The sequence below is a fragment of the Streptomyces sp. CA-294286 genome (assembly GCF_050947155.1).
Taxonomy (GTDB): domain Bacteria; phylum Actinomycetota; class Actinomycetes; order Streptomycetales; family Streptomycetaceae; genus Streptomyces.
This window is the reverse complement of record NZ_CP192005.1, coordinates 2054235-2072756: the sequence shown is the minus strand read 5'-3', so window position 1 is coordinate 2072756 and position 18522 is coordinate 2054235. Positions and strand designations below refer to the sequence as shown.

General features: G+C 73.5%; 13 protein-coding genes. 10 read left to right on the top strand and 3 right to left on the bottom strand.

Translation table 11 applies throughout. The features are described from left to right. Positions 1–20: 20 nt before the first annotated feature. The 5 genes from ACQPZG_RS13800 to sucD all read left to right on the top strand — a co-directional run bounded on the left by ACQPZG_RS13800 (position 21) and on the right by sucD (position 7571). Complete coding sequence (locus tag ACQPZG_RS13800; RefSeq protein WP_433546097.1) at positions 21–1187, top strand: ATP-binding protein; 1167 nt, start codon at positions 21–23, stop codon at positions 1185–1187. Then, positions 1184–3673, top strand: a complete 2490-nt coding sequence (locus tag ACQPZG_RS13795; RefSeq protein WP_433546096.1) for a DUF5682 family protein — start codon at positions 1184–1186, stop codon at positions 3671–3673. The genes ACQPZG_RS13800 and ACQPZG_RS13795 overlap by 4 nt, the downstream gene beginning before the upstream one ends. A gap of 353 nt (positions 3674–4026) precedes the next feature. Then, positions 4027–5160 carry a VWA domain-containing protein gene (locus ACQPZG_RS13790; protein WP_433549396.1) on the top strand — a complete coding sequence of 378 codons (1134 nt, stop codon included), beginning with the start codon at positions 4027–4029 and terminating at the stop codon, positions 5158–5160. Between the two features lie 281 nt (positions 5161–5441). Next, the gene (gene sucC / locus ACQPZG_RS13785) at positions 5442–6638 is read left to right on the top strand and encodes an ADP-forming succinate--CoA ligase subunit beta (protein WP_433546095.1); all 1197 of its coding nucleotides are present in this window, start codon (positions 5442–5444) and stop codon (positions 6636–6638) included. 21 nt (positions 6639–6659) lie between these two features. Further along, the gene (gene sucD / locus ACQPZG_RS13780) at positions 6660–7571 is read left to right on the top strand and encodes a succinate--CoA ligase subunit alpha (protein WP_433546094.1); all 912 of its coding nucleotides are present in this window, start codon (positions 6660–6662) and stop codon (positions 7569–7571) included. A gap of 122 nt (positions 7572–7693) precedes the next feature. On the opposite strand, the gene ACQPZG_RS13775 is transcribed toward sucD, so the two are convergent. Next, on the bottom strand, positions 7694–9511 hold the full coding sequence (locus tag ACQPZG_RS13775) for a helix-turn-helix domain-containing protein (protein ID WP_433546093.1): 1818 nt from the start codon (positions 9509–9511) through the stop codon (positions 7694–7696). Between the two features lie 281 nt (positions 9512–9792). Between ACQPZG_RS13775 and ACQPZG_RS13770 the strand changes: the two genes are divergently transcribed. Beyond that, positions 9793–11922: a cell division protein PerM gene (locus tag ACQPZG_RS13770; RefSeq protein ID WP_433549395.1), complete on the top strand. Its 2130-nt coding sequence runs from the start codon at positions 9793–9795 to the stop codon at positions 11920–11922. A 451-nt stretch (positions 11923–12373) separates the two neighbouring features. On the opposite strand, the gene ACQPZG_RS13765 is transcribed toward ACQPZG_RS13770, so the two are convergent. Beyond that, positions 12374–13243: a hypothetical protein gene (locus ACQPZG_RS13765; protein WP_433546092.1), complete on the bottom strand. Its 870-nt coding sequence runs from the start codon at positions 13241–13243 to the stop codon at positions 12374–12376. A gap of 292 nt (positions 13244–13535) precedes the next feature. Here ACQPZG_RS13765 and purN point away from each other — a divergent pair, with 292 nt between their 5' ends. After that, the gene (gene purN, locus ACQPZG_RS13760) at positions 13536–14213 is read left to right on the top strand and encodes a phosphoribosylglycinamide formyltransferase (RefSeq protein ID WP_433546091.1); all 678 of its coding nucleotides are present in this window, start codon (positions 13536–13538) and stop codon (positions 14211–14213) included. Then, positions 14194–15801: a bifunctional phosphoribosylaminoimidazolecarboxamide formyltransferase/IMP cyclohydrolase gene (gene purH / locus ACQPZG_RS13755; protein WP_433546090.1), complete on the top strand. Its 1608-nt coding sequence runs from the start codon at positions 14194–14196 to the stop codon at positions 15799–15801. The genes purN and purH overlap by 20 nt, the downstream gene beginning before the upstream one ends. Positions 15802–15882: 81 nt before the next feature. Here the strand turns inward: purH and ACQPZG_RS13750 are convergent, their stop codons facing one another. After that, a complete protein-coding gene (locus tag ACQPZG_RS13750) occupies positions 15883–16461 on the bottom strand; it encodes a hypothetical protein (protein ID WP_433546089.1) in 579 nt (192 codons plus the stop codon). Positions 16462–16704: 243 nt separating this feature from the next. Here ACQPZG_RS13750 and ACQPZG_RS13745 point away from each other — a divergent pair, with 243 nt between their 5' ends. Both ACQPZG_RS13745 and ACQPZG_RS13740 read left to right on the top strand, forming a co-directional pair. After that, the gene (locus ACQPZG_RS13745) at positions 16705–17574 is read left to right on the top strand and encodes a bifunctional methylenetetrahydrofolate dehydrogenase/methenyltetrahydrofolate cyclohydrolase (RefSeq protein WP_433546088.1); all 870 of its coding nucleotides are present in this window, start codon (positions 16705–16707) and stop codon (positions 17572–17574) included. A 13-nt stretch (positions 17575–17587) separates the two neighbouring features. After that, positions 17588–18301, top strand: a complete 714-nt coding sequence (locus ACQPZG_RS13740) for a DUF3017 domain-containing protein (protein ID WP_433546087.1) — start codon at positions 17588–17590, stop codon at positions 18299–18301. Positions 18302–18522 lie beyond the last annotated feature (221 nt).

Sequence of the window (18522 nt, the reverse complement as noted above, 5' to 3'; positions counted from 1 at the left end):
GAAATCTGGAGGGGGATTCCATGACCACGCCTGCATGCGACTCGATCGACGCTGACGGCACGGCGGGCACGGCGGGGCCGGTCCGCGCCGAAGTGCCGCCGGGAGCGCCCGAAGCCCTGCGACCGCACGCCGAGGACGCCTTCGCCGAGGAACTCAAGGTGCTGGCCGCGGCCGACGACCGGCCGCGGCCCGCCCGTTGGAAGCTCTCGCCCTGGGCGGTGGCCACCTACCTCCTCGGCGGAACGCTCCCCGACGGCACGGTGATCACGCCGAAGTACGTGGGCCCGCGCCGCATCGTCGAGGTCGCCGTCACCACGCTCGCCACCGACCGCGCCCTGCTGCTGCTCGGCGTTCCCGGCACCGCCAAGACCTGGGTGTCCGAGCACCTGGCCGCCGCCGTCAGCGGAGATTCCACGCTGCTCGTCCAGGGCACCGCAGGCACCCCGGAGGAAGCCATCCGGTACGGGTGGAACTACGCCCAGCTCCTCGCGCACGGCCCCAGCCGCGAGGCCCTCGTACCGAGCCCGGTCATGCGGGCCATGGCCGAGGGGATGACCGCCCGCGTCGAGGAACTGACCCGCATCCCCGCGGACGTGCAGGACACGCTGATCACGATCCTCTCCGAGAAGACCCTGCCCATCCCCGAACTCGGCCAGGAGTGCCAGGCCGTCTCCGGGTTCAACCTCATCGCCACCGCCAACGACCGCGACCGCGGCGTCAACGACCTCTCCAGCGCCCTGCGCCGCCGGTTCAACACCGTGGTCCTGCCGCTCCCGGCGACTCCCGAGGCCGAGGTGGACATCGTGTCCCGGCGGGTCGAACAGCTGGGCCGCTCCCTCGACCTGCCGGGGGGCGCCGACGCCGTCGGCGAGATCCGCCGCGTCGTCACCGTCTTCCGCGAGCTGCGCTCCGGAGTCACCGAGGACGGCCGCACCAAGCTCAAGTCCCCGTCCGGAACGCTGTCCACCGCCGAGGCGATCTCCGTCGTCACCGGCGGTCTCGCCCTCGCCTCCCACTTCGGGGACGGCGTGCTGCGCTCCGGTGACGTCGCCGCCGGAATCCTCGGTGCGGTGGTCCGCGACCCGGCGGCGGACCGGGTCGTCTGGCAGGAGTACCTGGAGACCGTCGTCCGCGAGCGGGACGGCTGGAAGGACTTCTACCGCGCCTGCCGCGAGGTGACCGCATGACGAGCGCCGCGGACGCCACCGCAGCGGTGCCCGCGGCCCGTCCGGACACGGCGGCCCGGCCCACCGGCGCACCGAACGCCCCCTCGCCGCCTCCGCGGGGGCCTTGGCTCCTGGGGGTCCGCCATCACGGCCCCGGTTCGGCCCGCGCGGTACGGGAGGCACTCGACGCCGCGCGCCCGCGCGCCGTGCTGATCGAGGGGCCGCCGGAGGGAGACGCCCTGCTCCCGCTCGCCGCCGATCCGGGGATGCGTCCGCCGGTCGCCCTGCTGGCACACGTGCGGGACGACCCGGGCCGGGCGTCGTTCTGGCCGCTCGCCGAGTTCTCCCCGGAGTGGGTCGCCATCCGCTGGGCACTGGCGCACGACGCGGCCGTCCGCTTCGTCGACCTGCCGGCCGCGCACTCGCTGGCGGCCCGCGAGGAGCGGACGGAGGGCGGAGCGGACGGCGAGGACGGCCACGGCCCGGTACCGGGCGCGGGGCTCGGCGAGGGGCCGGGGGAGGACGGGGACGGCACCGCCGCACTGCGGGTCGACCCGCTCGCCGTGCTCGCCGACGCCGCCGGGTACGACGACCCGGAGCGCTGGTGGGAGGACGTCGTCGAGCATCGCGCCGCCGGGGAGGGCGACGCGTTCGCACCGTTCCAGGCGGTCGCCGACGCCATGACGGCGCTCCGTCAGGAGTACGGCGACGCGGGGCACCGCCTCGACCCGGTGCGCGAGGCACACATGCGCCTCCAACTGCGCGCAGCGAGAAAGGAGTTCGGCGACGACATCGCGGTGGTCTGCGGCGCCTGGCACGTTCCCGCGCTCACCGGCAGGCCGCCCGCCCTGACCGCCGACCGGGCACTCCTCAAGGGGCTGCCCAAGGTTAGGACCGAACTGACCTGGGTGCCCTGGACCCACCGTCGGCTCGCCCGGCGCAGCGGGTACGGCGCGGGCATCGACTCGCCCGGCTGGTACGGCCACCTGTTCGACGCGGCGGACAAGCCGGTCGTGCGCTGGATGACCAAGGTCGCCGGGCTGCTGCGCGACGAGGACCGCCCCGTCTCCTCCGCACACGTCATCGAAGCGGTGCGACTCGCCGAAGCCCTCGCCGTGATGCGCGGGCGGCCGCTCGCGGGGCTCACCGAGACGACCGACGCGATCCGAGCCGTCATGTGCGAGGGCTCGGACGTACCGCTCTCGCTCGTGCACGACAGGCTCGTCGTCGGTGACGTGCTGGGCGAGGTGCCGGACGAAGCCCCCGCCGTCCCGCTGCAACGCGACCTCACCAGGCAGCAACGCACCCTGCGGCTCAAAGCGGAAGCGGCGGAGAGGGAGTGGGACCTCGACCTGCGCAAGGACACCGACGCCGCCCGCAGCCGCCTGCTGCACCGACTGCGGCTGCTCGGCGTCGACTGGGGCGAGCCGACCGCGTCCCGGGGCAGCACCGGCACCTTCCGCGAGGGCTGGCGGCTGCGCTGGGAGCCCGAACTGTCGGTACGGGTCGCCGAGGCCGGGATCTGGGGCACCACGGTCCTGGCCGCCGCCACCGCGAAAGCGGAATCCCAGGCGGTCTCGGCGACCGCGCTCGCCGACATCACCGCCCTCGCCGAACGCTGCCTGCTCGCCGCGCTCCCCGACGCGCTTCCCGTGGTGATGCGCTGCCTCGCCGACCGCGCCGCCCTGGACAGCGACGTCGGTCACCTCGCCCAGGCGCTCCCCGCCCTCGCCCGCACCCTCAGGTACGGCGACGTGCGCGGCACCGGCACCGCCGCCCTCACCGACGTCGCCGTCGGTCTCGCCGAGCGGATCTGTGTCGGCCTGCCACCCGCCTGTACGGGTCTGGACGCGGAGGGCGCCGCCGAAATGCGCGGACACCTCGACGCCGTGCACACCGCGATCACCCTCCTCGACCGTCCCGGCGGGGAGCGGGACGGCGACATCTCCGGCGCCCTGCGCGCGCGGTGGGCCCAGGTGCTGGGCAAGCTCGCGGGGCGGGACACCGTCGCCGGGGTGATCCGGGGCCGGGCCGTCCGCCTCCTCCTCGACGACGGGCGGCTCGACGAGGAAGAGACCGCCCGCCTCATGGGCCTGGCCCTCTCGCCCGGCAACCCGCCCGCCGACGCGGCGGCCTGGATCGAGGGATTCGTCGGCGGCGCGTCCGGGTCGGGCATGCTCCTGATCCACGACCAGCGCCTCCTCGGCCTGGTCGACGCCTGGCTCACCGGGGTGCCGCCGGACGCCTTCACCGATGTGCTGCCGCTGCTGCGGCGCACGTTCTCGGCGTACGAAGCGGGGGTACGGCGCACCCTCGGCGAGCTGGTCCGGCGCGGACCCTCCGGGCCGGCCGACGGCGGACGGCCACGAGCTGCCGGGACGGAAGTCGCGGCCCCGGGCTTCGGGCCCGCGCTCGACCCGGCACGCGCCGACGCCGTACTCCCGGTCCTGCACCTGCTGCTGGGCACCGACCAGGAAGACGCACCGACGGAGGCGACCACCCCATGACCACACCCGACCCCGCCCCCGAGCCCACCTCCATGCCCGCACTCGCCCCCTCGCCCGACCCCACCTCCACGTCGGCGTTCGCCTCCACACCCGACCCCACCCCCGCACCCGCACCCGCACCCGCGCACCGCCCAGCCCCTGCCCCCGCGACCACGCCCACCCCTGCCCCCGCCACCACCGCCGCGCCCACCCCTGCCCCCGCCCCCGTACCCGGCCCCGCCACCACCACCGCGCCCGCCACCGCCACCACCGCCGCGCCCGTACCTCCACCCGCCACCGGGACCGCCACGTCCGTGCCCCCTCCCGCCACCGCTCCGGAACCCGCGGCCGACGAGCGGCTGCGGCGCTGGCGGATGGTGCTCGGGGGCGGCTCCGCCGACGGCACCGGCCGGGCGCTCACCGGCCGGGACGCCGCGATGGACGGAGCCCTCACCGCCCTCTACGGCGGCCGCGGCGCCGCGGGACCGCACGGCGGAACGCAGGGCGGGGGCGGCGACAGGTCCGCCGGACTCGGTGCCTCCGCACCCTCGGTCGCCCGTTGGCTGGGCGACATCCGGACGTACTTCCCCAGCTCCGTCGTCCAGGTCATGCAACGTGACGCCATCGACCGGCTCGGACTGTCCGCGCTTCTCCTGGAGCCGGAGATGCTGGAGGCCGTCGAGGCCGACGTCCACCTCGTCGGCACGCTCCTCTCGCTCAACAAGGCGATGCCCGAGACGACGAAGGAGACCGCCAGGGCCGTCGTGCGCAAGGTCGTGCGGGACCTGGAGAACCGCCTCGCCACGCGGACCCGCGCCACCCTCACCGGTGCCCTGGACCGCAGCGCCCGCGTCCAGCGGCCCCGGCACCGGGACATCGACTGGGACCGTACGATTCGCGCCAATCTCAAGAACTACGTCCCCGGCCACAGCACGGTGATACCCGAACGGCTGATCGGATACGGGCGGGCCTCGCAGTCGGTCAAGAAGGAGGTCGTGCTCTGCGTCGACCAGTCGGGCTCGATGGCGGCGTCCGTCGTCTACGCGTCCGTCTTCGGCGCCGTCCTCGCGTCGATGCGTTCCCTCCGGACCCGTCTGGTCGTCTTCGACACCGCCGTCGTCGACCTCACGGACGACCTCGACGACCCCGTGGACGTGCTGTTCGGCACCCAGCTCGGCGGCGGCACCGACATCAACCGGGCCCTCGCGTACTGCCAGTCCCGGATCACCCGCCCCGCCGACACCGTCGTCGTCCTCATCAGCGACCTGTACGAGGGCGGCATACGGAACGAGATGCTCAAGCGGGTCGCCGCGATGAAGGCGTCCGGCGTCCAGTTCGTCACGCTGCTCGCTCTTTCGGACGAGGGCGCCCCGGCCTACGACCGCGGGCACGCGGCGGCCCTGGCCGCCCTGGGAGCCCCCGCCTTCGCCTGTACCCCGGACCTGTTCCCCGAGGTCATGGCGGCGGCCGTCGAGAAAAGGCCGCTACCGGTACCGGACACGGCATGACCGGACGAGGGGGCGTCGGACGTCCGGCCCGTCGGACACTGCGTGACACTGAACATGGCTGCGAGTGGCACTCTGTGACAGGTATCACCGCTCAGGTGTGAGCTGCGATTTAGGGACCCACGGCCCTCGGGGATAACCTGCGAGACGGACATGCCGCGTACCGGAACCGTGTACGCCTCCCTAGTGACAGCGCTGTCACGTTGCCTTCGCGGCACGCCCATCGCATTCAACACACGAACCGCGATAACGAACCGCGAACACCAGAAAAGGGACGGACGCGCGTGGACCTGTTCGAGTACCAGGCGAGGGACCTCTTCGCCAAGCACGGTGTACCGGTGCTGGCCGGTGAAGTCATTGACACGCCTGAGGCGGCGCGCAAGGCCACTGAGGGGATGGGCGGCAAGTCCGTCGTCAAGGCTCAGGTGAAGGTCGGCGGCCGTGGAAAGGCCGGCGGCGTGAAGCTCGCCGCCACCCCCGACGAGGCCGTCGCTCGCGCGACGGACATCCTCGGCATGGACATCAAGGGCCACACGGTCCACAAGGTGATGATCGCCGAGCTTTCTCCGGAGATCGAGGCGGAGTACTACGTCTCGTACCTCCTCGACCGCACCAACCGCACCTTCCTGGCCATGGCCTCGGTGCAGGGCGGCGTGGACATCGAGGAGGTCGCGGAGAAGACCCCCGAGGCCCTCGCGAAGGTCCCGGTCAACGCCAACGACGGCGTCTCCATCGAGAAGGCCCGCGAGATCGTCGCGCTGGCGAAGTTCCCGGCCGACGTCGCCGAGGGTGTCGCCGAGGCCATGGTGACCCTGTGGGACACCTTCGTCGCCGAGGACGCCCTCCTCGTCGAGGTCAACCCGCTGGTGAAGACCAAGGACGGCCGCATCCTGGCGCTGGACGGAAAGGTCTCGCTCGACGAGAACGCCGACTTCCGCCAGCCCGACCACGAGGCTCTTGAGGACAAGGCAGCGGCCAACCCGCTCGAAGCCGCTGCCAAGGCCAAGAACCTCAACTACGTCAAGCTCGACGGCGAGGTCGGCATCATCGGAAACGGTGCCGGTCTGGTCATGTCGACCCTGGACGTCGTCGCGTACGCCGGTGAGGCCTACCCGTCTTCTGCTGGCGGCACCGTGAAGCCCGCCAACTTCCTCGACATCGGTGGCGGCGCCTCCGCCGAGGTCATGGCGAACGGCCTGGAGATCATCCTCGGCGACCCGGACGTCAAGTCCGTGTTCGTCAACGTCTTCGGCGGCATCACCGCCTGCGACGAGGTCGCCAACGGCATCGTTCAGGCTCTCGAACTGCTGAAGAGCAAGGGCGAGGAAGTCGACAAGCCCCTCGTTGTCCGTCTCGACGGCAACAACGCGGAGCTGGGTCGCAAGATCCTCTCCGACGCCAACCACCCGCTCGTGCAGCGCGTGGACACCATGGACGGCGCGGCCGACAAGGCCGCCGAGCTCGCCGCAGCTGCGAAGTAAGGAAGAGGGACTCCAAACACCATGGCTATCTTCCTCACCAAGGACAGCAAGGTCATCGTCCAGGGCATGACCGGTGCCACGGGCATGAAGCACACCAAGCTCATGCTGGCCGACGGCACCAACATCGTCGGCGGCGTGAACCCGCGCAAGGCCGGCACGTCCGTCGACTTCGACGTCCCGTCGGAGACGGGCAACTCGAACACCGTCGAGGTCCCGGTCTTCGGCTCCGTCAAGGAGGCCATGGAGAAGACGGGCGCGGACGTGTCCGTCCTCTTCGTGCCGCCGGCCTTCGCCAAGGCCGCCGTCGTCGAGGCGATCGACGCCGAGATCCCCCTCGCCGTCGTCATCACCGAGGGCATCGCGGTCCACGACTCGGCCGCCTTCTGGTCGTACGCCTCGGCCAAGGGCAACAAGACCCGCATCATCGGCCCGAACTGCCCCGGTCTCATCACCCCGGGCCAGTCCAACGCCGGCATCATCCCGGGCGACATCACGAAGCCGGGCCGCATCGGCCTGGTCTCGAAGTCCGGCACGCTGACGTACCAGATGATGTACGAGCTCCGCGACATCGGCTTCAGCTCCGCCGTCGGCATCGGTGGCGACCCGGTCATCGGTACGACGCACATCGACGCGCTCGCCGCGTTCGAGGCCGACCCCGACACCGACCTGATCGTCATGATCGGCGAGATCGGCGGCGACGCCGAGGAGCGTGCGGCCGACTACATCGCGAAGAACGTGTCGAAGCCGGTCGTCGGCTACGTCGCGGGCTTCACCGCCCCCGAGGGCAAGACGATGGGCCACGCCGGCGCGATCGTCTCCGGCTCGTCGGGCACCGCCCAGGCGAAGAAGGAGGCCCTTGAGGCCGCCGGTGTCAAGGTCGGCAAGACGCCGACCGAGACGGCGAAGCTGGCGCGCGCGATCCTCGCGGGCTGATTCGCCGTACCCGTTCGCCGCGTCCGCTCGCGGCGTCGGCACGGGTTTGCCGTACGCACGTGGCCCGCACCCCGGAGACGGGGGGCGGGCCACGTGCGTTTTCCGAAGCCTTCCGCGCCCTCTCAGCGGGGCTGCGGAAGCAGGCGTTCCGGGCCGGCCTCGGGCTCGGCGCGGAGCTTGGCGCGCAACTGCTTGTCGTACGAGGACAGCCGCTGCGGCCCGCTGTGCGCGGGTACCCCGCCGACCGGTTCGCCCGGCGGGCGCGGCGATTCGTACCGCGTCGGGGCGGTCGCGAGGGTGAACGCGGTCGCGCCGATGATCAGCGTGGTGAACGCGATGGCCGCCCGGGTCCAGAAGCGGATCCTGCGCTCGCCGCCCGTCCGTACCGCCTCGCCCGGCGGGAGGCCGTCCGCGGGCTGGGCGAGCGCGAGCGCGCCGAGACGTTCCTGCAGTACGGCGGACTGTTCGGCGGGGGTGCGCGCCTCGGCCACCTCCGGCAGTCGGCGGGCGACGACGCAGCGGGCGTACTCCAGCCGGCTCGCGGCGGCCGGGGTGGTGGCCTCGGTCTCGGCCGCGGTCTCGGGGAGGTCGAGTCCGAGGCCGTCGTAGAGGACGAGGGTGCGGCGGTACGGGGGCGGGAGTTCCAGCAGCGCGTGCAGGAGGGCCCGGGGGTCTGCGGCCGGTCCGGCCCCGTCGGCGGAGGCGGCCCCGGAACCCGCTGCGGGCGGCCCCGCGGGAGACTCCGGGGACGGCACGGGGTCCGTCTTCGCGCCTGTCGCCGCCGCGGACTCCGGCACACGGGCGGGTTCGTCGACGCGCCGGTGGCCGGGGCGCAGACGGTGCCAGGGGGACATCGCGTACTCGTACGCCGCCGCGCGCACCCAGCCCGCCGGATCGCGGTCGGTGGCGACCGCGGGCCAGCGCTGCCAGGCGAGCTGGAAGGCCCGCTCGACCGTCTCCTGGGCGAGCCGGTTGCGCCCGGTGAGGAGGTAGGCCTGGCGGACCAGGGAGGGTGCGGTGCGCGCGTAGAGCTCGTCGAAGGCCTGGGCGGGGGTGCGACGGCCGGACCGCGTGAGGCCGTCGGCGTGCTCCGGCGCGACGGGGGACTTTCCGCGGTCCCGGGTGGCGGAGCGGTCCGTGCGGGCGCGGGCCGGTTTGGCGGGGCGGTCTGTGCGGGCGGGTTTGGCGGGTCGGTCTGTGCGGGTTGGGGTCGTGGTGCGGTCCGTGCGGGCGCGGGCCGGTTTGGCGGGGCGGTCTGTGCGGGCGGGTTTGGCGGGTCGGTCTGTGCGGGCCGGGGCGGTGGTGCGGTCCGTGCGAGCGCGGGCCGGTTTGGCGGGGCGATCCGTGCGGGCGGGTTTGGCGGGTCGGTCCGTGCGGGCCGGGGCGGTGGTGCGGTCCGTGCGAGCGCGGGCCGGTTTGGCAGGGCGATCCGTGCGGGCCGGGGCGGCGGTGGGGTTCGTGCGGGGGGCCGTGTCGACAGCGGCTGCGTCCGAGGTCTGAGGGACGGCCGATGTCAGTGCGTCCGGTGCGTTCGGTGGGGTGCCGGAGCGGCCCGGGGCGGCTGGGCCCTCGGTCCTGAGTTCTTCCTCGATACCGGCGAGGAGCCCGGCGTACGCCTCCCCCTTGTGGCCCCGGGGGGTGGCGCGTCCCGATTCCCAGGCGCGGACCGTTTCGCGGGTGACGCCCAGGATCGTCGCCACCTGTGCTTGCGACAGCGCCTTGGCCTCGCGCAGCCTGCGGCGCTCCTCCGGGGGCGGGAGGGGATCCGGCGGCCCGGGAGCGGGCGCAGCGGGCGCGGTGGGAGCCGTCGGAGCGATGGGCGCGGCGGAGGAGACGGGCGCGGCGGAAGCGGTGGAGCGGGCAGAGGAGCTGGGCGCGGCGGGAGTGGTGGTGGGCGCCGCAGGTGCGGAGGCGGCGACGGACCGCAGGATGTGCGTCATGAACGAGCCTCCCCGGCCCCGGCCGCCTCTGTGGTCTCCGCGGCCCCCGCGACCCGCGTTGCACTGAATCGGACGAAAAAGTACATAAACGTATATTGAGCGACACGGCGGCCATTCACCTGTTACGTGAAGATGGCGCGTGTCGTGGGCAGCATGGCGGCGTGAACCCGAACCCAGTGGCCGAACCCCACCACCAGCACGAGCGCGACAACGAGCGCGAGCAGGGCATCGGGGGTCCGCGTTCCGCGGCGCCCGGGTCGTCGGCGGTGTTCGGGTCCGCCGTGTCGTCCGCATCCGTCGTCTGCCTGCTGCGCGGGGCGCTGGCCGCCGGGCTCGGGCTGGGGACGTTCGCCGTCGTCGTGATGGTGCTGTGGATCAGTTCGCCGTACCCGGACGCGGGCGCCGGAGCCGCCCTGCGCATCGCGGCCGGACTGTGGCTCCTGGCGCACGGTGCCGACCTCGTGCGCGCCGAGACCCTGAGCGGAGTCGCCGCGCCCATCGGGCTGACCCCGCTGCTCCTCGCCGCACTGCCGCTCTGGCTCGCGCACCGGGCGGCCAGGGACGCGCTGGAGCAGGACGAGGACGACAGGCGGAACGTGCCGTCCGGCTGGACGGCCTTCGGCGGCGTGACGGTGGGCTACCTGCTGGCGGGGTGCGCCGCCGTGCTCTACGCAGCCGGGGGCCCGCTGCCCGCCGATCCGGTCGGTGCGGCGGTGTACGTGCCTCTGGTCGTCGCGAGTGCCGCCGGGGCCGGGGTGTGGACCGCGTACGGGCGTCCGCGCGGCCCGCTGCCCGGCTGGGTCCCGGAGGGCGTGCGACGCGCCTTCGTGCGTGCCCGGGTCGCGGCCGCGGCGCGGGCGGCGGCCGCCGGGACGACGGTGCTGGTGGGCGGCGGGGCCCTGGTCGTCGGTGCGTCGCTGACCATGCACGCGGAACTCGCGCAGGAGTCGTTCCACCAGCTCGCGGGGGAGTGGTCCGGGCGGTTCGCGGTGCTGTTGCTGGCACTGACACTGGTGCCGAACGCCGCCGTCTGGGCGGCTTCGTACGGGATCGGGGCCGGGTTCGGGCTGGGGACGGGGGCGAGCTTCTCGCCGCTGGGGACGACCGGGGACGCCGCGCTGCCGGACTTCCCGCTGCTGGCGGCGCTGCCGGCACAAGTCCCCGCCGCGCCCCTCAACTGGGCGGCGTCGGCGGTGCCGTTGACGGCCGGGCTGGTGGTGGCGTGGTTCACCGTACGGGTGGCCGCGCCCGCGTACGCCGTACGGGAGGAGGCCTGGAGCCGACGCAGGACAGCGGGTACGGCGGCGCTGGCCGGGGTCGGCTGCGGGGCGGTGACGGCCGTGCTGGCAGCGGCTTCGGGCGGACCACTGGGCGCGGAACGGCTGGCGGAGTTCGGCCCGGTGTGGTGGGCCACGGGACTGGGCGCGGCGATCTGGACGGCGGGCGTGGGGACGCTGGGGGCCCTGGGACTGAGGGCCTGGCGCCTGCGGGGGCCCTGGCGGGGATGGCGCGTCTTCGGCGGCCTCTTCGGCGGCGGCGGGACCAAGGCGGCCGACGCGGATTCCGTAATCGGCGAGGGTGCCGCGGACGCCGTGACCTCCGGGGGAGAGGCCGGAAGCCACGTGCCGCCCGTGGACTCCTGGGTCTCGCTGGGGGCGGCGACGCCTGGGGTGTCTCTGCTCGCTGATACCACGAAGGCCGCTGGGGCCCCTGTGGCGCCCGACGCGCTGGGGATCCCCGATGCGCCTGCGAATGTCGGGGCGCCTGCGACCCCGGGCGTGCCTGCGACCTCGGGCGTGCCTGCGACCTCGGGCGTGCCTGCGACCTCGGGCGTGCCTGCGACCTCGGGCGTGCCTGCGACCTCGGGCGTTCCTGGGGCCTTGGACATGCCTGCGCCGCCTGACAGGCCTGGGGTGTCAGAGGTGCCTGAGACCCCCGAGGTGTCTGGTGCCCTGGCGGCGTCTGCGCCGACCGTCACCCCCGGGGGCCCCGAGGTGCATGCGACTCCCGAGGTAGCCGTGATCTCCGACGCTCCCGCGACCCGCGCGACCCGCGCGATCCCCGCGACCCCTGCGATCCCCGCGACCCCTGTCGCGCCAGTGAAGACGCCCGCAACCGCCCATCCGCCCCTGTCCCCCGAAGCGTCCACGGCACCCGTGCCGCCCATGCCCCTCGCGCCTACGGGGGACCCTCTCCCCTTCGTGTCCCCCGTACCGAAGGAGCCCCGTCAGGCGCCCGGCGTTCCCGGGCCGGTCGCGGCGCTCGGGGCGCTCGGCGACGGATCGCCGTACGAGGTGGAGGCCGCGAACTGGCACGACAGCGAGGCCCGGGAGGCCCGGTGGGCGGCGTTGCGGGACGCGTCCGGGGGACTGTTGCCGGAGCTTCCCGAGGAGCGGGAGCGGGGCGAGTAGAGCGCGGTGCGGGTGCTGCGGGCCGACGGCTGCCCGCATCCCTGGCCGGGCGCGCCCGGGACGGACCCGCATCCGGGCTGGGCCCGCATCCCGGGCCGGGCACCCCTCGGGCCGGGCACCCCTCGGGCCGGGGGCGCATCCCGGGTCGGACCGGCATCCCGGGTCAGGCCCCCCGGAACGGACCCGCATCCTCGACCTGACTCGCATCCCGGGCCGGGCACACCCGGGCCGGGCGCCCCCCAGGCCGGGCGCATCCTGGGACGGACCCGCATCCGGGCCGGTGCGCATCCCGAGCCGGACACGCATCCCAGGCCGGACCCGTATCCCAGGTCGGGCCTCCCGGGACGGACCCGCATCCCGGGCTTGACCTGCATCCCGGCCCGGGCGCGCATCCTGGGCCGAGCGCGCCCCCGGACCGGCCCCCCGGGACGGGCCCGTACCCCCGCCGCTCCTACTCCTTCACACCGAAGACCGGGATCAACGACTTGGGAAGCTCGTCGTTGCAGGAGAGCTGGGCCGACTTCGTCAGGGAGTCCGCCACGCACGTGTAGTAGTCCCGGTAGACCATCTGCACCGTGAAGGTCGCCGCCACGATCGCCAGCGCCAGGCCCGCCGTCACCAGGCCGCTCACCGCGGCCGTCGTCTGCGGCCGGGTGGAGACGGCCGGGGCGGCTGCGGTCGCGGGCGGGGAGGTGGCGGTGGCAGCCGCGTTCGGGGCCGGCTTGTTGCGGAGGGCGCTGATGCCCCAGTACAGCGCCAGCGATCCCAGCAGCAGGGCGATCTCCCGCTGGGTGAACACCGCGAAGAAGAACGCCCACATGCCTGCGAGCAGCGCGTAACGCGCCCTGCGCTGGGTCGGGTCCGTCGGGTCCCAGCGCAGCCCGGAACCGGGTCCGTTCCCGGAGCCGTCGGGTCCGCCCTGGCCCCGGCCCGTACCGCCGTTGCCGCCGAAGCCGCCGTTGCCGCGCCCCGGCTGGCGGTTGCTCCACTGGCCTCCCCAGGGGGACCGGGAGGAGGAGTCGTTGTCCGGGGTGTCGCCCCCGTCCCGCTTGCGGGGACGCCAGGGCTGGTCCGGCCTGCCCTCGGGCGGCGGGGCGAAGGGGTTGTCCTCGCGCGCGGAGCTGCCCGGTTCCTCCGTCTCCGGGGACGGGGACGGGGAGGAGGAGGAGGACGACGGCCCCTCCCGGAGCAGCCTCCCCTTGGCCGGCGGCACCGGGGATCCCGGCGACGTCGGCACGGCCGTCGGCGGCAGCGGCGGCTGCACCGGCAGCGGAGCGAACGGGCGGCGGAGAGCCGCGGTGCGGCGGCGTCGGTCCGTCATCTGGTGAACGTCTTCCCCTCGGACCTCCGTCGGCTCCCGGAGCGTTGTGCTCCGCAACGCGGCAGGTCGTATGTCGTCTGGTTTCTCCGCGCCCTTCGTCGCCCGGGGCGCGGAACGGGACGGAGTCCTGCCCTGACGCTACCTCCCGCCCATGCACCCGTCCCGTGGGGGCGGCCCGGTGTGCCGGTATCGTTGCGAGCGGTCGACGCCTTCGTAGGGTTCCCCGTATCCCGGGGTGCGAGTCGTTCGTACGACCACACAAACCGCACGAGCCGCGAGAAAGTGACCCGCCGTGGCCTCCCCGCCCCCCGCAGCATCCGACCTCCCCTCGGTTCATCCGCCGGCCGCCGGGCGTCCTGCCCGTCTCGTCGTCCTGGTCTCCGGTTCCGGTACGAACCTCCAAGCCCTGCTCGACGCCATCGCGGCGGACGCGGGGTACGGCGCGGAGATCGTCGCGGTCGGCGCCGACCGCGACGGCATCGCCGGCCTGGAACGGGCCGCGGACGCCGGGATCCCCACGTTCGTCCGCCGGGTCGGGGACTACGGGACGAGGCAGGAGTGGGACGCGGCGCTGGCCGCCGCCACCGCCGCGTACGAGCCCGATCTGGTCGTCTCCGCGGGGTTCATGAAGATCGTGGGCAAGGAGTTCCTCGCCCGCTTCGGCGGCCGGCTGGTGAACACCCACCCCGCACTGCTGCCCAGTTTTCCCGGTGCGCACGGTGTCCGTGACGCCCTCGCGTACGGCGCGAAGGTCACCGGGTGCACGGTCCACTTCGTCGACGACGGCGTCGACACCGGCCCGATCATCGCCCAGGGCGTGGTCGAGGTCCGCGAGGAGGACGACGAAGCCGCGCTCCATGAGCGCATCAAGGAAGTCGAGCGCACGCTGCTCGTCGAGGTCGTGGGGCGTCTCGCCCGCAACGGCTACCGCATAGAGGGACGAAAGGTTCATGTCGGTGAACTCCGCTAACCCGGCCAACTCCATCAACAAGAAGCCCATCGAGCGGGCGCTGGTCAGCGTCTACGACAAGACCGGTCTTGAGGAGCTGGCCCAGGGCCTGCACGAGGCGGGCGTCGAGCTGGTGTCCACGGGCTCCACCGCCGCGAAGATCGCCGCCACGGGGGTTCCGGTCACGAAGGTCGAGGAGCTCACCGGGTTCCCGGAGTGCCTGGACGGCCGGGTCAAGACCCTGCACCCCCGCGTGCACGCGGGCATCCTCGCCGACCTGCGGCTGGAGGACCACCGGCGGCAGCTCGCCGAGCTGGAGATCAAGCCCTTCGACCTGGTCGTGGTGAACCTCTACCCGTTCACGCAGACCGTCGCCTCGGGCGCCACCCCCGACGAGTGCGTCGAGCAGATCGACATCGGCGGCCCCTCCATGGTCCGCGCCGCCGCCAAGAACCACCCGTCGGTCGCGGTCGTCACCAGCCCCGAGCGGTACGCGGACGTCCTCGCGGCGGCCAAGGACGGCGGCTTCGAACTCGCCGCCCGCCGGCGCCTCGCGGGTGAGGCATTCCAGCACACGGCCGCGTACGACGTGGCGGTGGCGGGATGGTTCGCCGACGGCTGTGCGGCGCCCGACACGGAGTCCGACCACGGTTCCGCCGCGGGCGGCTTCCCCGACTTCCTCGGCCGGACCTACACCCGTGAGAACGTCCTGCGCTACGGCGAGAACCCGCACCAGGGCGCCGCGCTGTACGTCGACGGCACGGGCGGCCTCGCCCAGGCCGAGCAGCTGCACGGCAAGGAGATGTCGTACAACAACTTCACCGACACCGACGCCGCCCGCCGTGCCGCCTACGATCACGCCGAGCCCTGCGTCGCGATCATCAAGCACGCGAACCCGTGCGGCATCGCCATCGGTGACGACGTCGCCGAGGCGCACCGCAAGGCGCACGCCTGCGACCCCCTCTCGGCCTTCGGCGGCGTCATCGCCGTCAACCGCCCGGTCAGCGTCGCGATGGCGGAGCAGGTGGCGGAGATCTTCACCGAGGTCATCGTCGCTCCGGGGTACGAGGACGGGGCCGTCGAGGTCCTGGCCCGCAAGAAGAACATCCGGGTACTGCGCTGCGACGGCGCCCCCTCGGCCGAGGTCGAGGTCAAGCCGATCGACGGCGGCGCCCTCCTCCAGGTCACCGACCGCCTCCAGGCCGAGGGCGACGACCCGGCGAACTGGACGCTGGCCACCGGCGACGCCCTGTCCGCGGAGGAGCTGCGGGAACTGTCCTTCGCCTGGAAGGCATCCCGCGCGGTCAAGTCCAACGCGATCCTGCTCGCCAAGGGCGGCGCGTCCGTCGGCGTGGGCATGGGCCAGGTCAACCGGGTCGACTCCGCGAAGCTGGCCGTCGAGCGGGCGGGCGAGGAGCGGGCACGCGGCTCGTACGCCGCGTCCGACGCCTTCTTCCCGTTCCCGGACGGCCTGGAGATCCTGCTGGACGCGGGCGTCAAGGCAGTGGTCCAGCCGGGCGGTTCGGTCCGTGACGAGCTGGTCGTGGAGGCCGCGAAGAAGGCGGGCGTGACGATGTACTTCACCGGCACGCGTCACTTCTTCCACTGACACCCGGTACGCGAAAGGCCGCCGGTACCCCGCGAGGTGCGGGGTACCGGCGGCCTCCGTCGTGCCGGGAACGGCGGTGGCTCAGCCGCGCGGGCGGTTGAACCAGGCCGCGCCGTCCGACTTGCCGACGAACACGGCGATCAGGATCGCCATGACGGTGTGGGCCAGGCCGACGAGGATGAACGGGTAGATGCCGAGGATCGCGGTGATGATGCCGAACACCAGCGCCGTGATGCGGATCCCGTTGCCGCCCTTGCCGAACTTCGCGCCGAGGACGATCGCCAGGACACCCCAGGCGAGCACGGCCACCGTGGCCGCCCAGATGGCGCCGGTGGAGAACTCGGCCAGCTGCTCGAACTGGACGTCCTTCTTGAGTTCCTCGGAATTCTGGGCCGCACTGATCGTGGCGGCGGTCAGCGCGAACAGGATCGCGCCGATGACCTGGAGACCGCCGATGACGAAGAGCATCACGCGTGCGGCCTTCACCCCACCGGGCATCTCCTGCGGGCCGCCGTAGCTGCCGTAGGGGTCGGCGGGCTGGCCCTGCGGGTAGCCGTAACCCTGCTGCGGGACGCCCTGCGGGGCCTGCTGCGGGTAGCCGTAACCGGGCTGGCCCTGCTGGGGCTGGCCGTGTGGACTGTTGGGGTCGCCGAAGCTCACTAGCGATTCCTCCGTTGACGGTGCTGGGGACGGTGCGGGCCGAGCGGAGGAAGATACGTGAGAACCAGCGGTGTGCCCCCCCTGCGCTGCCGCGTGCTGCGCGCCACATCGTGGTATTACCTTCGGCTTTTTGTCCAGCCGGAAGCACTATGCGTTGTGTAAGTGCAATGTTCGACCGTCGTCGACGGACGGGCGGGACCGGCGAATTGGAACCTCACCCCCGTCTTCCGCGAAGATGGGTGCATGACTGCCCAGATTCTCGACGGCAAGGCCACCGCAGCCGCGATCAAGTCCGAACTCAACGGCCGCGTGGCGGCCCTGAAGAGCCGGGGAATCACTCCCGGGCTCGGCACCCTGCTTGTCGGCGACGACCCGGGCAGCAAGTGGTACGTGGCGGGCAAGCACCGCGACTGCGCCCAGGTCGGCATCGCGTCCATCCAGCGCGAACTGCCCGACACCGCCTCCCAGGAGGAGATCGAGGCAGTTGTACGGGAACTCAACGAGGACCCCGCCTGCACCGGTTACATCGTGCAACTCCCGCTTCCCAAGGGCATCGACACCAACCGCGTCCTGGAACTCATGGACCCGGCCAAGGACGCCGACGGCCTGCACCCGATGAGCCTCGGCCGCCTCGTCATCGGCGAGACCGGCCCGCTGCCCTGCACCCCGTACGGCATCGTCCAGTTGCTCCGCCACCACGGCGTCGAGATCGCCGGCGCGCACGTGGTCGTCGTGGGCCGCGGCATCACCATCGGCCGCCCGATGCCGCTGGTCCTCACCCGCAAGTCGGAGAACGCGACCGTCACCCAGTGCCACACCGGCACCCGCGACCTCTCCCACCACCTGCGTCAGGCCGACATCATCGTGGCCGCCGCCGGCGTCCCGCACCTGATCAAGCCCGAGGACGTCAAGCCGGGCGCGGCCATTCTGGACGTCGGCGTGAGCCGCGACGAGAACGGCAAGATCGTCGGCGATGTGCACCCGGGCGTCACCGAGGTCGCCGGCTGGGTCGCCCCCAACCCGGGCGGCGTCGGCCCGATGACCCGCGCCCAGCTCCTCGTCAACGTCGTCGAGGCGGCCGAACGCGCCGCCGACGCCGCCGACGCGGGCTGAGGGGCGACCCCCGATGCCCGGCAAGGCAGACGACCGCGGCGGCGCGCGCGGCACCGACCCGGAAACGACCGGGCCGACGGCCGCAGCCGGCGGCCCGGCGGGCGTGACCGGAGCGACGGCCACGACGGGGGCGACGGCCGGGACCGACGCCGCGGAGGCGACCGCGACGGCCGACGGGTCCGGGGAGAGCGACGCGGCCCGGGGGACCGGTGCGAGCGCTGTTCCCGCCGGGTCCGGCGCGTTCGAGGTGCCGCCGGACGAGGCGGACGCGGTCGACGGCGTCGACGGGGCCAAGGGCGTCGTCAGCGCCCCCGGCCCCGACGGCCCCCGGCGCACCACCCGCCGCTTCCCCCTGTTCACCCGGGACACCGCCCGTCCCGAGGGTGGCGGGCGGGCCGCGCCGCGCGACGCCCCGGCGCCCGCCCGTCAGTGGCCGCTGATCGCGGTCCTCGGCATGACGGCGCTCGGGCTGCTGCTCGTCGCGGTGGACGCGTTCGGGATCGGTTTCCGGCTGGGCACGGTGCTGGTGGGGATCGCGCTGCTCACCGGTGCGGTACTGCGCTGGGTCCTGCCGTCGGTGGGCATGCTCGCGGTCCGCTCCCGCTTCACGGACATCGTGACGTACGGGGTGCTGGGCCTGACCATCACGCTGCTGGCGCTGATGGCGCAGCCCAACGGGCTGAAGATCCCGGTCCTGGAGTCGGTGGTCCGCTTCACGGTGCGCTGAGCACGGTCCGTACGGAGCGGCCGTTCCGTACGGAACGACGGTGGCCGGTTCCTTCCCGTTCCGCGGGAAGGAACCGGCCACCGTCACGTGGGGGCGCGCTGCCGCGGCGCCCGATGTGGGGGACGCCACAAGCGGAGTGCTGCACGCACGGGCGCGCGCCCTCGGGTACGGCCCGGGAAGCCCTTCGGCCGGGGGCGCTGCGAAATGTTCGATCGAAAGAT

Bases quoted from the DNA above. Each gene is read 5' to 3' on its own strand.
- ACQPZG_RS13800 (WP_433546097.1), top strand. From the start codon at position 21: ATGACCACGCCTGCATGCGACTCGATCGACGCTGACGGCACGGCGGGC.
- ACQPZG_RS13795 (WP_433546096.1), top strand. From the start codon at position 1,184: ATGACGAGCGCCGCGGACGCCACCGCAGCGGTGCCCGCGGCCCGTCCG.
- ACQPZG_RS13790 (WP_433549396.1), top strand. From the start codon at position 4,027: ATGGTGCTCGGGGGCGGCTCCGCCGACGGCACCGGCCGGGCGCTCACC.
- sucD (WP_433546094.1), top strand. From the start codon at position 6,660: ATGGCTATCTTCCTCACCAAGGACAGCAAGGTCATCGTCCAGGGCATG.
- ACQPZG_RS13775 (WP_433546093.1), bottom strand. From the start codon at position 9,511: ATGACGCACATCCTGCGGTCCGTCGCCGCCTCCGCACCTGCGGCGCCC.
- ACQPZG_RS13765 (WP_433546092.1), bottom strand. From the start codon at position 13,243: ATGACGGACCGACGCCGCCGCACCGCGGCTCTCCGCCGCCCGTTCGCT.
- purH (WP_433546090.1), top strand. From the start codon at position 14,194: ATGTCGGTGAACTCCGCTAACCCGGCCAACTCCATCAACAAGAAGCCC.
- ACQPZG_RS13745 (WP_433546088.1), top strand. From the start codon at position 16,705: ATGACTGCCCAGATTCTCGACGGCAAGGCCACCGCAGCCGCGATCAAG.
- ACQPZG_RS13740 (WP_433546087.1), top strand. From the start codon at position 17,588: ATGCCCGGCAAGGCAGACGACCGCGGCGGCGCGCGCGGCACCGACCCG.